Source organism: Sandaracinus amylolyticus (assembly GCF_000737325.1).
Lineage (GTDB): Bacteria > Myxococcota_A > Polyangia > Polyangiales > Sandaracinaceae > Sandaracinus > Sandaracinus amylolyticus.
Map to the genome: position 1 here is coordinate 6050194 of NZ_CP011125.1, position 15090 is coordinate 6065283.

The window sequence follows — 15090 nt, forward strand, 5'->3', positions numbered from 1 at the left end:
CGGCCCCCACGCTCCGTATCCGTCGTCGTCCCCTGGCTCACGCTCCGCCTCCCTGCCCTGCCGCCTGCGACATCGCATCCACGACCGCGTTGGTCATCTCGCGGGTCCCGAGCGTGCCACCGAGATCGCGCGTGCGCGCGCCCTTTGCGATCGCGACGTCCACACCGCGCTCGATCGCGGCCGCTTCGTCGGTCCAGCCGAGCGAGTGACGCGCGAGCATCGCGGCGCTCAGGATCGCGCCGACCGGGTTCGCGAGGCCCTTCCCTGCGATGTCGGGCGCCGAGCCGTGGATCGGCTCGTAGAGCCCGCGCGGGCCCTCCCCGAGCGACGCGCTCGGGAGCAGCCCGAGCGATCCCGCGAGCGCCGCCGCTTCGTCGGTGAGGATGTCCCCGAACATGTTCTCGGTGACGATCACGTCGAAGTCCTTGGCGTGCGTCAGCAGCTTCATCGCGCAGGAGTCCACCAGCTGGTGCTCGAGCGAGATGCCACCGTGACGCGCCCCGACCTTCACCGCGATCTCGCGCCACAGCCGCGAGCTCTCGAGCACGTTCGCCTTGTCGACGCTCGTGACCTTCTTCTTGCGCGGCGCCGCGAGGCGGAACGCGAGCTCGACCACGCGCTCGATCTCGTTCTGGTCGTACACGAGCGTGTCGAATGCACGCTCGACGCCGTTCTCGACCGCACGGCCCTTCGGCGTGCCGAAGTAGAGACCACCGGTCAGCTCGCGCACGAAGACCATGTCCGCGCCCTCGATGCGATCGCGGCGCAGCGGCGACGCGTCCGCGAGCGCGGCGTGGAGGCGCACCGGGCGCAGGTTCGCGAACACGCCCATCGCCTTGCGCAGCCCGAGCAGGCCCGCCTCGGGGCGCGTCTTCGCGCGCGGATCGTCCCACTTCGGACCGCCGACCGCGCCGAGCAGCACCGCGTCCGCGGCCACGCACGCCTCGCGCGTGCGCTCGGGCATCGCCTCCCCGGTCGCGTCGATCGCGATGCCGCCGAGCAGCTCGTCGCGCGTCTCGAACGACTTGCCGCCGCGCTTCGCCGCGACACCGAGCACGTGCAGCGCGGCCTCGGTCACCTCGGGCCCGATGCCGTCTCCGCCCAACACCACGATCCGCGCGCTCGTCATCCGACCTTCTCCTGCGGGGGCACGCTCGCGCGCGCGTGACGCGCGAGGCCGTGCTCGATTCCGTCCACCAGCGCTTCGAGGCTCGCCTCGACGACGCTCGACGACGCGCCGACGGTGCTCCACGTGTCGTCGCCGTCGCTCGTGTCGACGAGCACGCGCGTGACCGCGTCGGTCGCGAGGCGCCCGTCGAGGATGCGCACCTTGAAGTCGACCAGACGCAGCGCCGCGACCCGCGGCAGCGAGGGCTCGAGCGCCGCGCGCAGCGCTCGATCGAGCGCCGCGACCGGGCCCTGGTGCTCGCCCGCGGTGTGGACGACCTGATCGCCGATCGCGACCTTCACCGTCGCCTCCGCGGTCGGCTGCCCGTCGCGATCACGGCCCACGATCACGCGGTAGTCGAGCACACGGAAGGGCGCGACGTAGCCGGGACGCGCGCGCTCGATGCGCATCGCGACGCTCGCTTCCGCGGCGTCGAACGAGTAGCCGCGCGCTTCGTCGGCCTTGATCGCACGCACGACGCTACGCGCCTCTTCGTCCTCGAGCGAGAGACCAATCTGCTCGGCGTGCGCGTGCACGTTGCCCTGCCCCGCGAGCTCGCTGACGACCACGCGCGACTTGTTGCCGACGCGCTCGGGATCGACGTGCTCGTAGCTGCGCTTGCTGCGGCGCACCGCCGCGACGTGGACGCCGCCCTTGTGCGCGAACGCGCTGCGCCCGACGTAGGGCTTGTGCGGATCGGGCGTGAGGTTCGCGAGCTCCACGAGCTCGCGCGCGGTCTCGGTGAGCTCCGCGAGCTTGCCCTCGGGCAGACAGCGCGCGCCGAGCTTCAGCTCGAGGTCCGGGATGATCGTGCAGAGATCCGCGTTGCCGCAGCGCTCGCCCCACCCGTTGAACGTGCCCTGCACGTGCCGCGCGCCCGCGCGCACCGCGGCGAGCGAGTTCGCGACCGCGAGACCGCCGTCGTCGTGCGCGTGGATGCCCACCGGGCACGAGAACGCGCGGACCATGCGGCCCACGATCGCCTCGACGTCCCACGGCAAGCTGCCGCCGTTCGTGTCGCAGAGGACGAGCTCGCTCGCGCCGCCGTTGCGCGCGGCGGTGAGCGACTCGAGCGCGTACGACGGGTCCTCGCGCCAGCCGTCGAAGAAGTGCTCCGCGTCGTAGACGACGGTGCGCCCTTCCTTCACGAGCAGCGCGACCGTCTGCTCGATCATCTTGAGGTTCTCGTCGAGCGTGACGCGCAGCACCTCGGTCACGTGCAGGCGCGAGCTCTTCCCGAAGATCGTGACGACGTCGGTGCCCGCCTCGAGCAGCGCCTCGACCTGAGGGTCGTGCTCGGGACGCACGTGCGCGCGGCGCGTCGCACCGAACGCGGCCCACTTCGCGTGCGTGAGCTGGTGGTCGCGCGCCCGCGCGAAGAGCTCCGCGTCCTTCGGGTTCGAGCCCGGCCAGCCCGCCTCGATCCAGCTCACGCCCAGCCGATCGAGGCGATCGGCGATGCGCAGCTTGTCCTCGCAGGTGAGGCTCAGCCCCTCGCGCTGCGTGCCGTCGCGCAGCGTCGTGTCGTAGATCCGGACGCGAAGCGCGTCGACGACCTCGCTCATGACGTCGCCTCCTCACCGCTCGCGAGGCTCTCGAGATCGTGGCGACGCTCGAACGCGCGGATGCGATCGGCGTACGCGACGAGGTACCCGAGCTCGTCGATGCCCTGCACCAGGCAGTGCTTCGCGAACTCGTCGATCGGGAACGTCGCGGTGCAGCCGTTCCACTTCACGCGCTCGTTCTCGAGATCGATCTCGATCTCGATCTTCGGATTGGCCTGCACCGCGCTCACCAGCGCGGCGTGCGGCTCGGGCGCGAGCGCGACCGGGAGCACGCCGTTGCGCGTCGCGTTGCCGCGGAAGATGTCGGCGAAGCCCAGCGCGATCACCGCGCGGAAGCCGCCCGCCTCGAGCGCCCACGGCGCGTGCTCGCGCGAGCTGCCGCACCCGAAGTTGCGCCCCGCGATCAGGATCTGCGCGCCCGCGTGCTCGGGCTTGTGCAGCACGAACTTCGGGTCCTTGCGCCACTCCGCGAAGAGACCCTCGGCGAGGCCCGCCTTGTCGATCGTCTTCAGGAAGCGCGCAGGGATGATCTGATCGGTGTCGACGTCGTCCGCGAGCAGCGGCAGCGCGTGCGACTCGAGATGCGCGAAGGGCTTCATGCCGCCACCTCCGGAACGAACGGGAGCTTCCGCGGATCGACCACCACGCCCGCGATCGCACACGCCGCGGCGGTGCGCGGCGACGCGAGGAACGTGCGGCTTCCCGGGCCCTGACGGCCCTCGAAGTTGCGGTTCGACGTCGACACCGCGTACTGGCCGGGCGTCAGTCGATCCTCGTTCATCGCGATGCACATCGAGCAGCCGGGCTCGCGCCACTCCGCGCCCGCGGCCTTGAAGATCTCGTGCAGACCTTCCGCCTCCGCGGCCTTCTTCACGTCGTGCGAGCCCGGCACGACCATCGCGCGCACGCCTTCCTTCACCTTGCGGCCCGCGAGCACGGCCGCGGCCTCGCGCAGATCGCTGAGGCGCGAGTTCGTGCACGACCCGATGAAGACGACGTCGATCTTCTTGCCGAGCAGCGGCTTGCCCGGCTCGAGCCCCGTGTACTCGATCGCGCGCTGTCGCGCGGCGCGCTCGGCGCCGTCGGGCGCGTCCTCGGGGCGCGGCACCGGCGCGTCGATCGGGATCGCCATCGCGGGGTTCGTGCCCCACGTGATCATCGGCGCCAGGCGCGAGACGTCGATCGTGATCGTCTTCGCGAAGCGCGCGCCCTCGTCGGTCGGCAGCGCGCGCCAGCGCGCGAGCGCGCGATCCCAGCCCTCGCCCTTCGGCACCGCGGGACGACCGTGCAGGTACTGGTACGTCGTGTCGTCCGGCGCGACGAGACCGGCGCGCGCGCCCGCCTCGATCGACATGTTGCAGAGCGTCATGCGCCCTTCCATCGAGAGCTGGCGCACCGCCTCACCGCGGTACTCGAAGACGCATCCGGTGCCGCCGTCGACGCCGATCTGCGCGATCAGCGCGAGCACGAGATCCTTCGCGGTCACGCCCTCGGGCGCGCGCCCGCCGAAGAGCACCTCGACCGGCTCGGGGCGGCGCTGCAGCAGACACTGCGTCGCGAGCACGTGCGCGACCTCGCTCGTGCCGATGCCGAACGCGAGCGCGCCGAACGCACCGTGCGTCGACGTGTGGCTGTCGCCGCAGACGATCGTCATGCCCGGCTGGGTGCGCCCCATCTCCGGACCGACGACGTGCACGATGCCGTTGCGCGGCGTGCCGAGCGAATAGAGCTCGATGTTGTTCTCCGCGCAGTTGCGCATCAGCTGCTCGAGCTGACGACGCCCCTCGGAGTCGACGACCGCGAGACCACCGGGACGCGTCGGCGTCGAGTGATCCATCGTCGCGAGCGTCCGATCGGGGCGGCGCACCTTCATGTTGCGCTCGCGCAGCGTCGAGAACGCCTGGGGCGAGGTCACCTCGTGGACGAGGTGGAGATCGACGTAGAGCACCGCGGGCCGCTTCGGGTGCTCCGCGACCACGTGCGACTCCCAGATCTTGTCGAACATCGTCCGAGGACGATCCGCCGTCGCGCTCATCACGCACTCTCCTTCAAGCGAGCCTGTTCGCTGGCCTTCGCCACCACGCGTTCCTTGCGCGCGCGATCGAGCGCCGCGAGGTACGCCTTCGCGCTCGCGACGAGCACGTCGGTGTCCGCGCCGTACCCGGCGTGCAGACCGCCCGACGCATCGCGCACCCGCACGCTGACCTCGCCGAGCGCGTCGATGCCCTCGGTCACCGCGTGCACCGTGTACTCGAGCAGCTCGACCGGCAGATCGACCACCGCGTCGATCGCGCGGAAGCACGCGTGCACGGGGCCCGTGCCCACGGCGGCCTGCGTCACGTCGCGTCCGTCCTCGCCGCGAAGACGAACCGTCGCGGTCGGCATGCCCTGCGTGCCCGCCGAGATCTGCAGCGCCTCGAGGCGCCAGCCGCCGAGCTCTTCGCGACGCTCCGACGAGACCAGCGCGAGCAGGTCCGCGTCGGTCACGTGCTTCTTGCGATCCGCGAGCGCCTTCATCGCGCTGAACGCCTGATCGAGCGCGGGCTGATCCATCGTCACGCCGAGCTCGGCGAGACGCTTCTCCAGCGCGTGACGCCCCGAGTGCTTGCCGAGCACGAGCCGCGTGCCGCTCGCGCCGACGTCCTCGGCCTTCAGGATCTCGTACGTCTTCTCGTGCTTGAGCAGGCCGTCCTGGTGGATGCCCGACTCGTGCGCGAATGCGTTCGCGCCGACGATCGCCTTGTTCGGCGGCACCAGCATGCCGGTGTGCGCGCTGACGAGGCGGCTCGTGCGCGTGATCTGCGTCGGGTCGATCCCGGTGCGCAGGTTCATGCGATCACGACGGACCGCCAGCGCCATCACGACCTCCTCGAGCGCCGCGTTGCCCGCGCGCTCGCCGATGCCGTTGATGGTCAACTCCGCTTGACGAGCTCCGGCCTCGAGCCCGGCGAGCGTGTTCGCGACGCCGAGCCCGAGATCGTCGTGGCAGTGCACGCTCAGGATCACGCGGTCGACGCCGACCGCGTTCTTCTTCACGCCCGCGATCATCGCGTGCAGCTCGAACGGCGTCAGATAGCCGACCGTGTCCGGCAGGTTGATCGTCGTCGCGCCCGCGGCGATCGCGACCGACGCGACCTCCCAGAGGTACTCGGGCTCGGTGCGCCCCGCGTCCTCCGCGCTGAACTCGACATCCTCGCAGAGCTCGCGCGCGCGCGCGACCATCTCGCGCACGCGCTCGATCACCTGCTCCTTCGTCATCCGGAGCTTGTGCTCGCGGTGGATCGGGCTGGTGGAGAGGAAGGTGTGGATGCGCGGGCGCATCGCGACCTTCACGGCTTCGTACGCACGCTCGATGTCGTTCTTCGTCGCGCGCGCGAGGCCGCACACGATCGGCGGCTCCGCCTGCGGGCGGCCCGGCACCGGATCGCGACCGATCCGCTCCGCGATCGCGCGCACCGCGGCGAAGTCGTCGGGCGACGACGCGGGGAAGCCCGCCTCGATGACGTCGACTCCGAGGCGCGAGAGCGCACGCGCGATCTCGAGCTTCTCCTCGCTCGTCATCGACGCGCCCGGCGACTGCTCGCCGTCACGCAGCGTCGTGTCGAAGATGCGAACGTAGTCCTGGCTCTCCACCGTGGACATCACTCGTTCTCCTCGACCGTGACCGGCTGGACGAAGGGCATCATCTTGCGCAGCCCCGCGCCGACCTCTTCGATCTGGTGGTTCCGCTCGGAGCGCTTGATCGACTTGTACTGACCGCGGCCCGACTCGTTCTCCGCGATCCAGCGGCGCGCGAAGGTGCCGTCCTGGATCTCGCCCAGCAGCTTCTTCATCTCGCCGCGCACGCGCTCGTCGACGATGCGCGGGCCCGCCTGGTAGTCGCCCCACTCCGCCGTGTCGCTGATCGAGTGGCGCATGTAGCGGAGGCCACCGCGGTACATCAGGTCGACGATGAGCTTGAGCTCGTGGAGACACTCGAAGTACGCGAGCTCGGGCTGGTAGCCCGCGTCGACCAGCGTCTCGAAGCCCGCCTTCACCAGCGCGCTCACGCCGCCGCAGAGCACCGCCTGCTCGCCGAAGAGATCCGTCTCGGTCTCCTCGGTGAACGTCGTGGTCAGCACGCCCGCGCGGCCACCGCCGATCGCCGACGCGTAGCTCATCGCCAGCGCGTCCGCCGAACCGCTCGCGTCCTGGTGCACCGCGAGCAGCGCGGGCACGCCGCCGCCCTCCGCGAACGTCTCGCGCACGCGGTGACCGGGGCCCTTCGGCGCGACCATCGACACGTCGATGTCCGGCGGCGGCGTCACGGTGCCGTACCGGATGTTGAACCCGTGCGCGAACATCAGGGTCTTGCCCTTGCGCATCGCGGGCGCGACCGACTCGCGCCAGATCGCCGGCTGCGACGTGTCGGGCGCGAGCATCATCACGACGTCGGCCCACTCCGCCGCCTGCGCGGGCGACTTCACGTCGAAGCCGTCGGCCTTCGCCTTCTTCGCGCTGCCGCTGCCGTCCCGTAGCGCGATCACCACCTGGACCCCGCTGTCGCGCAGGTTTTGCGCGTGGGCGTGGCCCTGCGAGCCATAGCCCACGATCGCCACCTTCTTGCTGCGGATGAGGCTCAGGTCGGCGTCACGGTCGTAGCGGATCTGCATTGTGGTCTCTCCTCGATTCCTGTCTTCGGTCGAAAATCGTCTGTTCGCGACTGGCACGCTCCGATGCGTGGCAGTCGCTCTGGCTCGTGGGCAGTCGGCTCAGGCTGCTTCGTCGGTCAGATCGACGTCGTCGTCGTCCTCGGACGCGACGACCTCGGTCTCCGGGCGCGCTTCACCGGACGCGCTCGCGCTCTGCGCAGAGGCACCGCGCGTCATCGCGATCGATCCGGCCTGCACCATCTCGAGCACGCCGAACGGCTCGAGCAGCGTCACGAGCCCGCGGATCTTGTCCTCGGTGCCGGTGCACTCGATCATCATCGAGTCGAGGGCGACGTCGACGACGCGCGCGCGGAACACGCTGCAGACCTGCAGGATCGCCGCGCGATCCGCGGGCGTCGCGCGCACGCGCACCAGCGCGATGTCGCGCGTCACGCTCGGCCGGTGCGTGATGTCGTCGACGCGCACGACGTCGACGAGCTTGTAGAGGTTCGCCTCGACGAGGCGGCCCATCCGGTCGTCACCGCGCACCACGATCGTCATGCGCGAGATGCCGGGCTCGTGCGTGCGCCCGACGCTGAGCGACTCGATGTTGAAGTTGCGGCGGCGGAACAGCGACGCGACGCGATTGAGCACGCCCGGCACGTCCTCGACCAACACCACGAACGTCCGCAGGGACACACGATCGCTCACTTCGCGCCTCCATTGTTCTTGCTGGGACGGCGGATCATGTCGTGCAGATCCGCGCCCGCCGGGACCATCGGGTAGACCGCGTCCTCGGCCTCCACGCGGAACTCGACGACGAACGTCTTGTCGGTCGCGCGCGCCGCGGCGACGGCCGCCGGGATCTCCTCGCGCTTCGTCACGCGCATGCCGGGAAGACCGTGCGCGTCGGCGAGCTTCACGAAGTCCGGGCTCACGATCGGCGTCGCGACGTAGCGCCCGCCGTAGAAGAGCTCCTGCCACTGTCGGACCATGCCGAGGTAGCCGTTGTTGATGATCGCGACGTTGACCTTGATGCCGTCCTGCACGCAGGTGCTGAGCTCGGCCGCGGTCATCTGGAACCCGCCGTCACCGGCGATGATCCAGACTTCCTTCTCCTTCGCCGCGAACGCAGCGCCGATGCCGGCGGGCAGCGCGAAGCCCATCGTGCCGAGGCCGCCCGACGTCACGAGCCCGCGCGGGTGATCGTGCTTGTAGTACTGCGCCTCCCACATCTGATGCTGACCGACGTCGGTCACGACCACGGCCTTGCCTTCGGTGAGGCGATAGAGGTCGTGCATCACGTGCGCGGCGAAGAGGCGCCCGTCGTGCGGCGTGTTCACGATGTCGATCGGCGCGACCTCGGCGCGCTTCGCGTCGAGCGCCGCGTTCCACGCGACGTGCTTCTTGTCCGCGACGCGCGGCAGCAGGCGCTCGAGCACCTTCTTGAGATCGCCGATCAGCGCGACGTCGACGCGCACGTTCTTGTCGACCTCGGCGGGATCGATCTCGACGTGGATCTTCTTCGCGTTCTTCGCGTACGTCGCGAGGTTGCCGGTCACGCGATCGTCGAAGCGCATGCCCAGCGCGATCAGGAGATCCGCCTCCTGGATCGCCTGGTTCACCCACGCCTCGCCGTGCATGCCCATCATCCCGAGCGCGCGCGGGTGCGTCGCGGGGAAGCCACCGAGCCCGAGCAGCGTGAGCCCGACCGGGATGTCGCACTTCTCGACGAGCTGCGTGACGAGCTCGGTCGAGCCCGAGCGCACGATGCCGTGGCCCGCGAGGATCACCGGGCGCTGCGCGCTCGCGATCAGCGCCGCGGCCGCGTCGAGATCGTGCTCCGAGATCGGCTTGCTCGGCGCGAGGCCGCGCTTGGCGCGCGACACACGCGTGCTCGCCGTCTTCTTCGGCGCGACGGGCGCGCACACGTTCTGCAGCGCGTCCTTCGTGATGTCGACGACGACCGGACCAGGCCGACCCGAGCGCGCGAGCTCGAACGCTTCGCGGAGGATCGGATAGACCTCCTCCGCGCGCGTGACGAGGTAGTTGTGCTTCGTGATCGGGATCGTCACGCCCGTGATGTCGGTCTCCTGGAACGCGTCGGTCCCGATGAACTTCGAGGGGACCTGACCCGTGATGAACACGACGGGGATCGAGTCGAGCATCGCGGTCGCGATCCCGGTGACGAGGTTCGTCGCGCCCGGGCCCGACGTCGCGATCGCGACGCCGACCTTGCCGCTGACGCGCGCGTAGCCGTCGGCCATGTGCGCCGCGCCCTGCTCGTGACGGCAGAGGATGTGGCGCACCGGGTAGCGCGGCATCACGTCGTACGCCGGCATGATGCAGCCGCCCGGATAGCCGAAGACGACCTCGACGCCTTCCGCGACGAGCGCCTCCCACATCGCCTCGGCGCCGCGCTTCACTTCGCTCGTCGTGCTGGGATCGGAACCGTCCATCGCGCTCTCCCTCCGCCTCAATCGCCCATCACGGCGCCGCGGCTCGCGCTCTGCACGAGCTTCGCGTAGCGACGCAGCCAGCGACTGCTCACGTTCTTCTCGCGCGGCGCGAGCGCGCGCAGGCGCGCCGCGATCTCCGCCGCATCCACCTTCAGCTCGATCGTCCGCGCCTCGACGTCGATCGCGATGCGATCACCGTCGCGCACGGCCGCGATCGGGCCCCCCGCCGCGGCCTCGGGCGCGACGTGACCGATGCACGCGCCGCGCGTCGCGCCGCTGAAGCGACCATCGGTGATCAGCGCGACCGAGCCACCGAGGCCACGACCGCTGATCGCGCTCGTCGGCTCGAGCTGCTCGCGCATCCCCGGCCCTCCCGCAGGGCCCTCGTAGCGGATCACGACGACGTCGCCCGCGACGATCTCGCCCGCGTGGATCGCGGCGATCGCTTCGTCGTGCCCGTCGAACACGCGCGCCGGGCCCTCGTGCTTGCGCATCGAGGGCTCGATGCCGCCGGTCTTCACGACGCTGCCCTCGGGCGCGAGATTGCCGTAGAGCACGGCGAGCCCGCCCTGCTTCGTGTACGGGTTCTCCAGCGGCCGGATGACCTCGGTGTCGAGGATCTTCGCGCTCTCGATCGTCGCGCCGAAGCTCGACGCGCCGACCACCGGACGATCGAGGTGCAGCACGCCGAGGCGACGCAGCTCCGACAGGATCGCCGGCACGCCCCCCGCGCGGTGCACGTCTTCCATGTGGAACTTGCCCGAGGGCGCGACCTTGCACAGGTACGGCACGCGCTTCGAGATCGCGTCGATGCGCGCGAGGTCGAAGTCGACGTCGGCCTCGCGCGCGATCGCGAGCCCGTGCAGCACCGTGTTCGTGCTGCCGCCCATCGCGACGTCGAGCGCGAACGCATCGTCGAACGCCTCGAGCGTCAGCACCTTCCGCGCCGTCAGCCCGCGCTCGATCGCGTCCTTCAGCGCGAACGCCGCGCGCTTCGCGATGTCGTTGCGCTCGTCGGTGCCCGCGAGCGCCGAGCCGTTGAACGGCAGCGCGAGACCGAGCGCCTCGCTCATGCAGTTCATCGAGTTCGCGGTGAACATCCCGCTGCACGAGCCGCACGACGGGCACGCGCTCTCCTCGAGCATCTGCAGGCGCTGCAGCGACGTCTTGCCCGCCTTCAGCTGCGCGACGCCCTCGAACACCGTCGCGAGGTTGATCGCCTCGCCGTCCGGCGTGCGTCCCGCGCGCATCGCGCCGCCGCTGACGAACACGGTCGGCACGTCGAGGCGCGCCGCCGCCATCAGCATCCCCGGCGTGATCTTGTCGCAGTTGGGGATGCAGATCATGCCGTCGAGCTGGTGCGCCTCGATCATCGTCTCGACGCAGTCGGCGATCAGCTCGCGGCTCGGCAGCGAGTAGCGCATGCCCGAGTGGCCCATCGCGATCCCGTCGTCGACGCCGATGGTGTTGAACTCGAAGGGCACCATGCCGGCGGCGCGGATCGCCTCCTTCACCACGCGACCGAACTGCTGCAGGTGCACGTGGCCCGGCACGATGTCGACGTACGAGTTGACGACGGCGACGAACGGCTTGCCCCAGTCCTCTTCCTTCACGCCGGTCGCGCGCAGCAGCGCGCGGTGCGGCGCGCGCTCGGTGCCGCGCTTGATCGCGTCCGAGCGGTGCTTCGTCTTCGTCGTCTCGTCGTCGTGGCTCATGGTCGTGCTCGTTCGTGCTCGGAATGCGCGCGCGCAGAAGCGCAACGGCCCCCGCTGCCTCGTGGCTGCGGGGGCCGTCTTCCCTCGATTTGCCTATCGCTAGGCCGGCCTCCCGCAGTCGTCGCCGATGAGAACGAGGACGACGAGGACGAGAATGAGGAGGACGAGCCCGCCGAGGAGCCCGATGCCGCCGATCCCGCCCGCGAAGAAGCCGCCGATGCCCGCAAAGAAGAACGGCGTGGGAGCCAGAGCGCCCACGCCGTTCATCACCATCACCGTCGCCGCCGCCGTCATCGCCGCCGCCGAGGCCGTGCCCATCGACTTGGGCATCCAGCTCGGCGCGCGCTCGGCACGCGCGCGGTCGTTCTTCATGGCCTCTTCACGCACTGCGCAGACGTCGGTCCGGCTCAGCCGGCGCGCGCGCATCGAGTGCGAGTGAGTGCCCATGACGCGACGCGTTATCCCTCGTTTTCTGGAGGGTGTCAAGCTGCGTGTTCTTCCTCACGGTCAATTCGGTCGGATACGGTGAGCCGATGTCGGCACGCGAAGAATCCCGCGAACTGGGGCCTCCGAGGCGCAGCGCGCCAGTCCGGCTAACACGTTCGTCAGCGATTTCGCGGTCGAGCGTGGCAATCGACCCCGAGATGCGGAGTCGCGCGGACCTGCCCCATCGGGTGGGAGTCGCTTGATGCGATCGAGTGGGCGGCCCAGCCTCTCGGCGGTGGAGATCCGAGTGATCGAGCGCGTCGCGGAGGTCGAGGCCGCCGCGTGGAACGCGCTCGTCGGAGACGACGATCCGTTCGTCGAGCACGCGTTCCTCGATGCGCTCGAGGTGAGCGGCAGCGTCGGCGAGGGAACGGGCTGGCTGCCGATGCACCTCACCGCGTGGGAGGGCGAGCGCCTCGTCGGCGCGCTGCCGCTCTACGCGAAGGACGACAGCTGGGGCGAGTTCATCTTCGACTTCCAGTGGGCGCGCGCCGCGCAGCAGTCGCGCATCGCGTACTACCCGAAGCTCACGTCGATGGTGCCGTTCACGCCCGCCACGGGACGGCGGCTGTTGATCGCGGAGGGCGTCGATCGCGCGGCGGTGATCCGCGCGCTCTTCACGGCGGCGCGCGGCGCGGCGGAGGAGCTCGGCGCGTCGTCGGTGCACGTGCTCTTCGTGAGCGAGGACGAGCGACGCGAGCTGATCGAGCTCGCGCAGCTGCGCCCGCGTCTCTCGATCCAATTCCACTGGCACAACGAGGGCTGGTCGAGCTTCGACGAGTACCTCGACGCGTTCCGCGCGCCCGCGCGCAAGCAGGTGCGCCGAGAGCGACGCGAGGTCGCGGAGAGCGGCGTCGACGTGCGCGTGAAGGTCGGCCCCGAGCTCGACGACGACGACTGGCGCGCGCTCGGCACGTTCTATCGGATGAACTGCGCGCGGCACGGCTCGTATCCGTACCTCACGCCGAAGTTCTTCGAGCGCATCCGCGCGACGAGCGCCGAGCGCCTCGTCGCGGTGCTCGCGTATCGCGAGGGCGCGCCGATCGCGGGGTCGATCAACTTCGAGAAGGGCGCGCACCTCTACGGCCGCTACTGGGGCTGCGTGGAGGACACCGAGTTCCTCCACTTCGAGGTCTGTTACTACCGGCTCATCGAGCGCGCGATCGCGAAGAAGATGCGGCGCTTCGAGGCGGGCGCGCAGGGCACGCACAAGCTGAAGCGAGGGTTGATGCCCTCGCCGATCCACAGCGTGCACTGGCTGCGGCACCCGCGGCTCGCCGCGGCGATCGAGGACTACCTGCCGCGCGAGGCGTTCGCGGTGCAGCAAGAGATCGAAGAGCTCGCGGCGAGCGGTCCGTTCAAGCGCGGCTGATCACTCGGCGGGCATCGAGAGGACGCCGGGCCCCGCGAGCCCCTCGCGCGCGGCGCGCTGCATCTCTCCGAGCGTCTCCACGATCTGCTCGATCTCGAGCTCGACGAGCTGCGGCGCGCGCTCGCGCCACTGCACCGCGAGCGCGTCGAGGTCGTCGACGCGCGCCAGCGCCGCGAGGAACGGCGCGTTGATGCGCAGCACGAGCGATCCGTCGGTGCGCACCGGCGCGGGCTGGTACGGCGCATCGAGGAGCTCGCCGAGCTCGATCAGCTCGAGCTCGGCGATGCCGTCGAGGTATGCGGGCTCGGGCTCGCCGACGCCCTCGAGCAAGACGTCGACGAGCTCGTCGCTCGCTGCGTACCAGGTCGTGAACATCACTCACTCGCCCGGAAGGAACTCGACCTCGACGTCGAGGCGCGCACCGGACTCGGGCGTGCGCGGCGAGCTCTCGAGCGCGCGCTCGAGACAGACCGGCGCGCGCTCGTCGCGCACCGTGCTGCGGCCGGGCGTCATCTCGGGCGCGTGCCGCGCGCGCATCTGCATCGTCAGCGCGACGGTGCCGGTCGGATCCATCCCGCGGCGCGACGCGCGGCGACGGCAGTCGAGCATGCCCGCGATCTGCGAGCGCACGACGCGCAGGCCTTCGGCGACCTGCGCGTCCTCGCGACCGCGCACGAGGAAGCGGATGCCCGGCGCCTCGCCGCGTGCGACCGCGCGCTCGCCTTCGCGCGTGACCGCGACCTCGTCCGCTTCGTCGGCGCGGCGCGCGGTCTCGGCAGCGCCGGCAGCTGCGGTGTTCTGGAACTCGAGCACGACGATCGCCGCGGCGGGGCGCTCGATGCCGTCCATCGACTGGCGCGTGAGCACGCCGCGCACGCAGTCGACGAGCGCGCGGTCGCGCGCGCCGTCCTGCTCGACGTTCACGTCGGGCCGGCCGCGCTCGGGGAGCGACACGCGCAGACGCACGGTGCCGGTGACGGTCGGACGCTCTTCGACGACGCGCCCGTAGCACTCGCGGATCGCGCCCATGCCCGCGCCCGCGGCGCGTCCGAGCGCGGCCAGGCGCGCGGCGCCGGTGCCAGGAACGCTCTCGAGGGACATGCGCACGTCGGAGCGGGTCGTGATGTGCGCGTGGCCCTGCCCCATCTCCTGCGCGTCGGCGCGCGAGGCCACGAGTCCGGTCGCGAGCGACGTCGCGAGCGTGAAGACGACGAAGCGGTTCATGGCCCCATGATGACCCGCGTTCCGTGTGGGCGGATATCGGGATCGCGCGGGAGCGCCGGCCGGGAGCCACGTCCGGGGGTGGACCGGGCCCGCGCGCCGGATTCGCCCAGGAAACGGCAGGAGGAGCGCACGCGGCCGGGCGGAGTTCTCGCGACGCTGGAACGCGATTCGGTGGTGCAAGGCAGGATCTCCCGAGTTATCCTCGCCGCCGCCATGCAGAGGCGCCGTCCTGCGAAGGCCGCTTGTGATGCCTGTTCCGCGCCGATCGAAGGCGAGCCTGCCGCGCGCGGGCTCCTGCTCTTCCCGCGTGGAGAGCACGTCGAGCGCGAGGAGCCGCCGCTCTGCGAGCGCTGTGCGCACGCGATCGGCATGACCGCTCTCTACCGCTTCATCGAAGAAGAAGAAGAGGGCTGACCCTCCCGCGCGCTACGGATTTCGTAGCGCCGATGGACGCCGGCCCCGCAGCACCA

At 70.7% G+C, this 15090-nt stretch carries 14 protein-coding genes; 2 read left to right on the forward strand and 12 right to left on the reverse strand.

Features of this window, described 5'->3' with window-relative positions:
• Window positions 1-37 precede the first annotated feature (37 nt).
• The 10 genes from leuB to DB32_RS25525 all read right to left on the reverse strand — a co-directional run bounded on the left by leuB (window position 38) and on the right by DB32_RS25525 (window position 11910).
• On the reverse strand, window positions 38-1129 hold the full coding sequence (gene leuB / locus DB32_RS25480) for a 3-isopropylmalate dehydrogenase (protein WP_053235246.1): 1092 nt from the start codon (window positions 1127-1129) through the stop codon (window positions 38-40).
• Entirely contained in the window at window positions 1126-2733 is a 1608-nt protein-coding gene (cimA, locus tag DB32_RS25485) for a citramalate synthase (protein WP_053235247.1), read from the reverse strand. The genes leuB and cimA overlap by 4 nt, the downstream gene beginning before the upstream one ends.
• Complete coding sequence (leuD, locus tag DB32_RS25490; protein ID WP_053235248.1) at window positions 2730-3332, reverse strand: 3-isopropylmalate dehydratase small subunit; 603 nt, start codon at window positions 3330-3332, stop codon at window positions 2730-2732. Before leuD ends, cimA begins: the two co-directional genes overlap by 4 nt.
• Window positions 3329-4768, reverse strand: coding sequence for a 3-isopropylmalate dehydratase large subunit (gene leuC / locus DB32_RS25495; RefSeq protein WP_053235249.1), 1440 nt, complete (start codon window positions 4766-4768; stop codon window positions 3329-3331). The genes leuD and leuC overlap by 4 nt, the downstream gene beginning before the upstream one ends.
• Entirely contained in the window at window positions 4768-6375 is a 1608-nt protein-coding gene (locus tag DB32_RS25500; protein WP_053235250.1) for a 2-isopropylmalate synthase, read from the reverse strand. The genes leuC and DB32_RS25500 overlap by 1 nt, the downstream gene beginning before the upstream one ends.
• Window positions 6375-7442, reverse strand: coding sequence for a ketol-acid reductoisomerase (gene ilvC / locus DB32_RS25505; protein ID WP_338054938.1), 1068 nt, complete (start codon window positions 7440-7442; stop codon window positions 6375-6377). The genes DB32_RS25500 and ilvC overlap by 1 nt, the downstream gene beginning before the upstream one ends.
• 42 nt (window positions 7443-7484) lie before the next feature.
• Entirely contained in the window at window positions 7485-8075 is a 591-nt protein-coding gene (gene ilvN, locus DB32_RS25510; protein ID WP_205627081.1) for an acetolactate synthase small subunit, read from the reverse strand.
• Window positions 8072-9823 carry a biosynthetic-type acetolactate synthase large subunit gene (ilvB, locus tag DB32_RS25515; protein WP_053235252.1) on the reverse strand — a complete coding sequence of 584 codons (1752 nt, stop codon included), beginning with the start codon at window positions 9821-9823 and terminating at the stop codon, window positions 8072-8074. The genes ilvN and ilvB overlap by 4 nt, the downstream gene beginning before the upstream one ends.
• A 17-nt stretch (window positions 9824-9840) precedes the next feature.
• Entirely contained in the window at window positions 9841-11538 is a 1698-nt protein-coding gene (gene ilvD / locus DB32_RS25520) for a dihydroxy-acid dehydratase (RefSeq protein WP_053235253.1), read from the reverse strand.
• Window positions 11539-11637: 99 nt separating this feature from the next.
• Window positions 11638-11910 (reverse strand): hypothetical protein, encoded by a 273-nt coding sequence (locus DB32_RS25525; protein ID WP_157069386.1) that lies wholly within the window; start codon window positions 11908-11910, stop codon window positions 11638-11640.
• 349 nt (window positions 11911-12259) lie between these two features.
• Here DB32_RS25525 and DB32_RS25530 point away from each other — a divergent pair, with 349 nt between their 5' ends.
• Window positions 12260-13396, forward strand: a complete 1137-nt coding sequence (locus DB32_RS25530) for a GNAT family N-acetyltransferase (RefSeq protein WP_053235255.1) — start codon at window positions 12260-12262, stop codon at window positions 13394-13396.
• Here DB32_RS25530 and DB32_RS25535 read toward each other — a convergent pair whose 3' ends face one another.
• The gene (locus DB32_RS25535) at window positions 13397-13771 is read right to left on the reverse strand and encodes a hypothetical protein (protein ID WP_157069387.1); all 375 of its coding nucleotides are present in this window, start codon (window positions 13769-13771) and stop codon (window positions 13397-13399) included.
• Window positions 13772-13774: 3 nt separating this feature from the next.
• A complete protein-coding gene (locus tag DB32_RS25540) occupies window positions 13775-14620 on the reverse strand; it encodes a hypothetical protein (protein WP_053235257.1) in 846 nt (281 codons plus the stop codon).
• Window positions 14621-14833: 213 nt separating this feature from the next.
• Between DB32_RS25540 and DB32_RS25545 the strand changes: the two genes are divergently transcribed.
• Window positions 14834-15034, forward strand: coding sequence for a hypothetical protein (locus tag DB32_RS25545; RefSeq protein ID WP_053235258.1), 201 nt, complete (start codon window positions 14834-14836; stop codon window positions 15032-15034).
• The last annotated feature ends 56 nt before the right edge of the window (window positions 15035-15090 follow it).

What these genes read in the sequence shown, in the direction of transcription:
- leuB (WP_053235246.1), bottom strand. Translation starts at nt 1,129, where the DNA reads ATGACGAGCGCGCGGATCGTGGTGTTGGGCGGAGACGGCATCGGGCCC.
- ilvB (WP_053235252.1), bottom strand. Translation starts at nt 9,823, where the DNA reads ATGGACGGTTCCGATCCCAGCACGACGAGCGAAGTGAAGCGCGGCGCC.
- cimA (WP_053235247.1), bottom strand. Translation starts at nt 2,733, where the DNA reads ATGAGCGAGGTCGTCGACGCGCTTCGCGTCCGGATCTACGACACGACG.
- leuD (WP_053235248.1), bottom strand. Translation starts at nt 3,332, where the DNA reads ATGAAGCCCTTCGCGCATCTCGAGTCGCACGCGCTGCCGCTGCTCGCG.
- DB32_RS25545 (WP_053235258.1), top strand. Translation starts at nt 14,834, where the DNA reads ATGCAGAGGCGCCGTCCTGCGAAGGCCGCTTGTGATGCCTGTTCCGCG.
- DB32_RS25525 (WP_157069386.1), bottom strand. Translation starts at nt 11,910, where the DNA reads ATGAAGAACGACCGCGCGCGTGCCGAGCGCGCGCCGAGCTGGATGCCC.
- leuC (WP_053235249.1), bottom strand. Translation starts at nt 4,768, where the DNA reads ATGAGCGCGACGGCGGATCGTCCTCGGACGATGTTCGACAAGATCTGG.
- DB32_RS25535 (WP_157069387.1), bottom strand. Translation starts at nt 13,771, where the DNA reads ATGTTCACGACCTGGTACGCAGCGAGCGACGAGCTCGTCGACGTCTTG.
- DB32_RS25500 (WP_053235250.1), bottom strand. Translation starts at nt 6,375, where the DNA reads ATGTCCACGGTGGAGAGCCAGGACTACGTTCGCATCTTCGACACGACG.
- ilvD (WP_053235253.1), bottom strand. Translation starts at nt 11,538, where the DNA reads ATGAGCCACGACGACGAGACGACGAAGACGAAGCACCGCTCGGACGCG.
- DB32_RS25540 (WP_053235257.1), bottom strand. Translation starts at nt 14,620, where the DNA reads ATGAACCGCTTCGTCGTCTTCACGCTCGCGACGTCGCTCGCGACCGGA.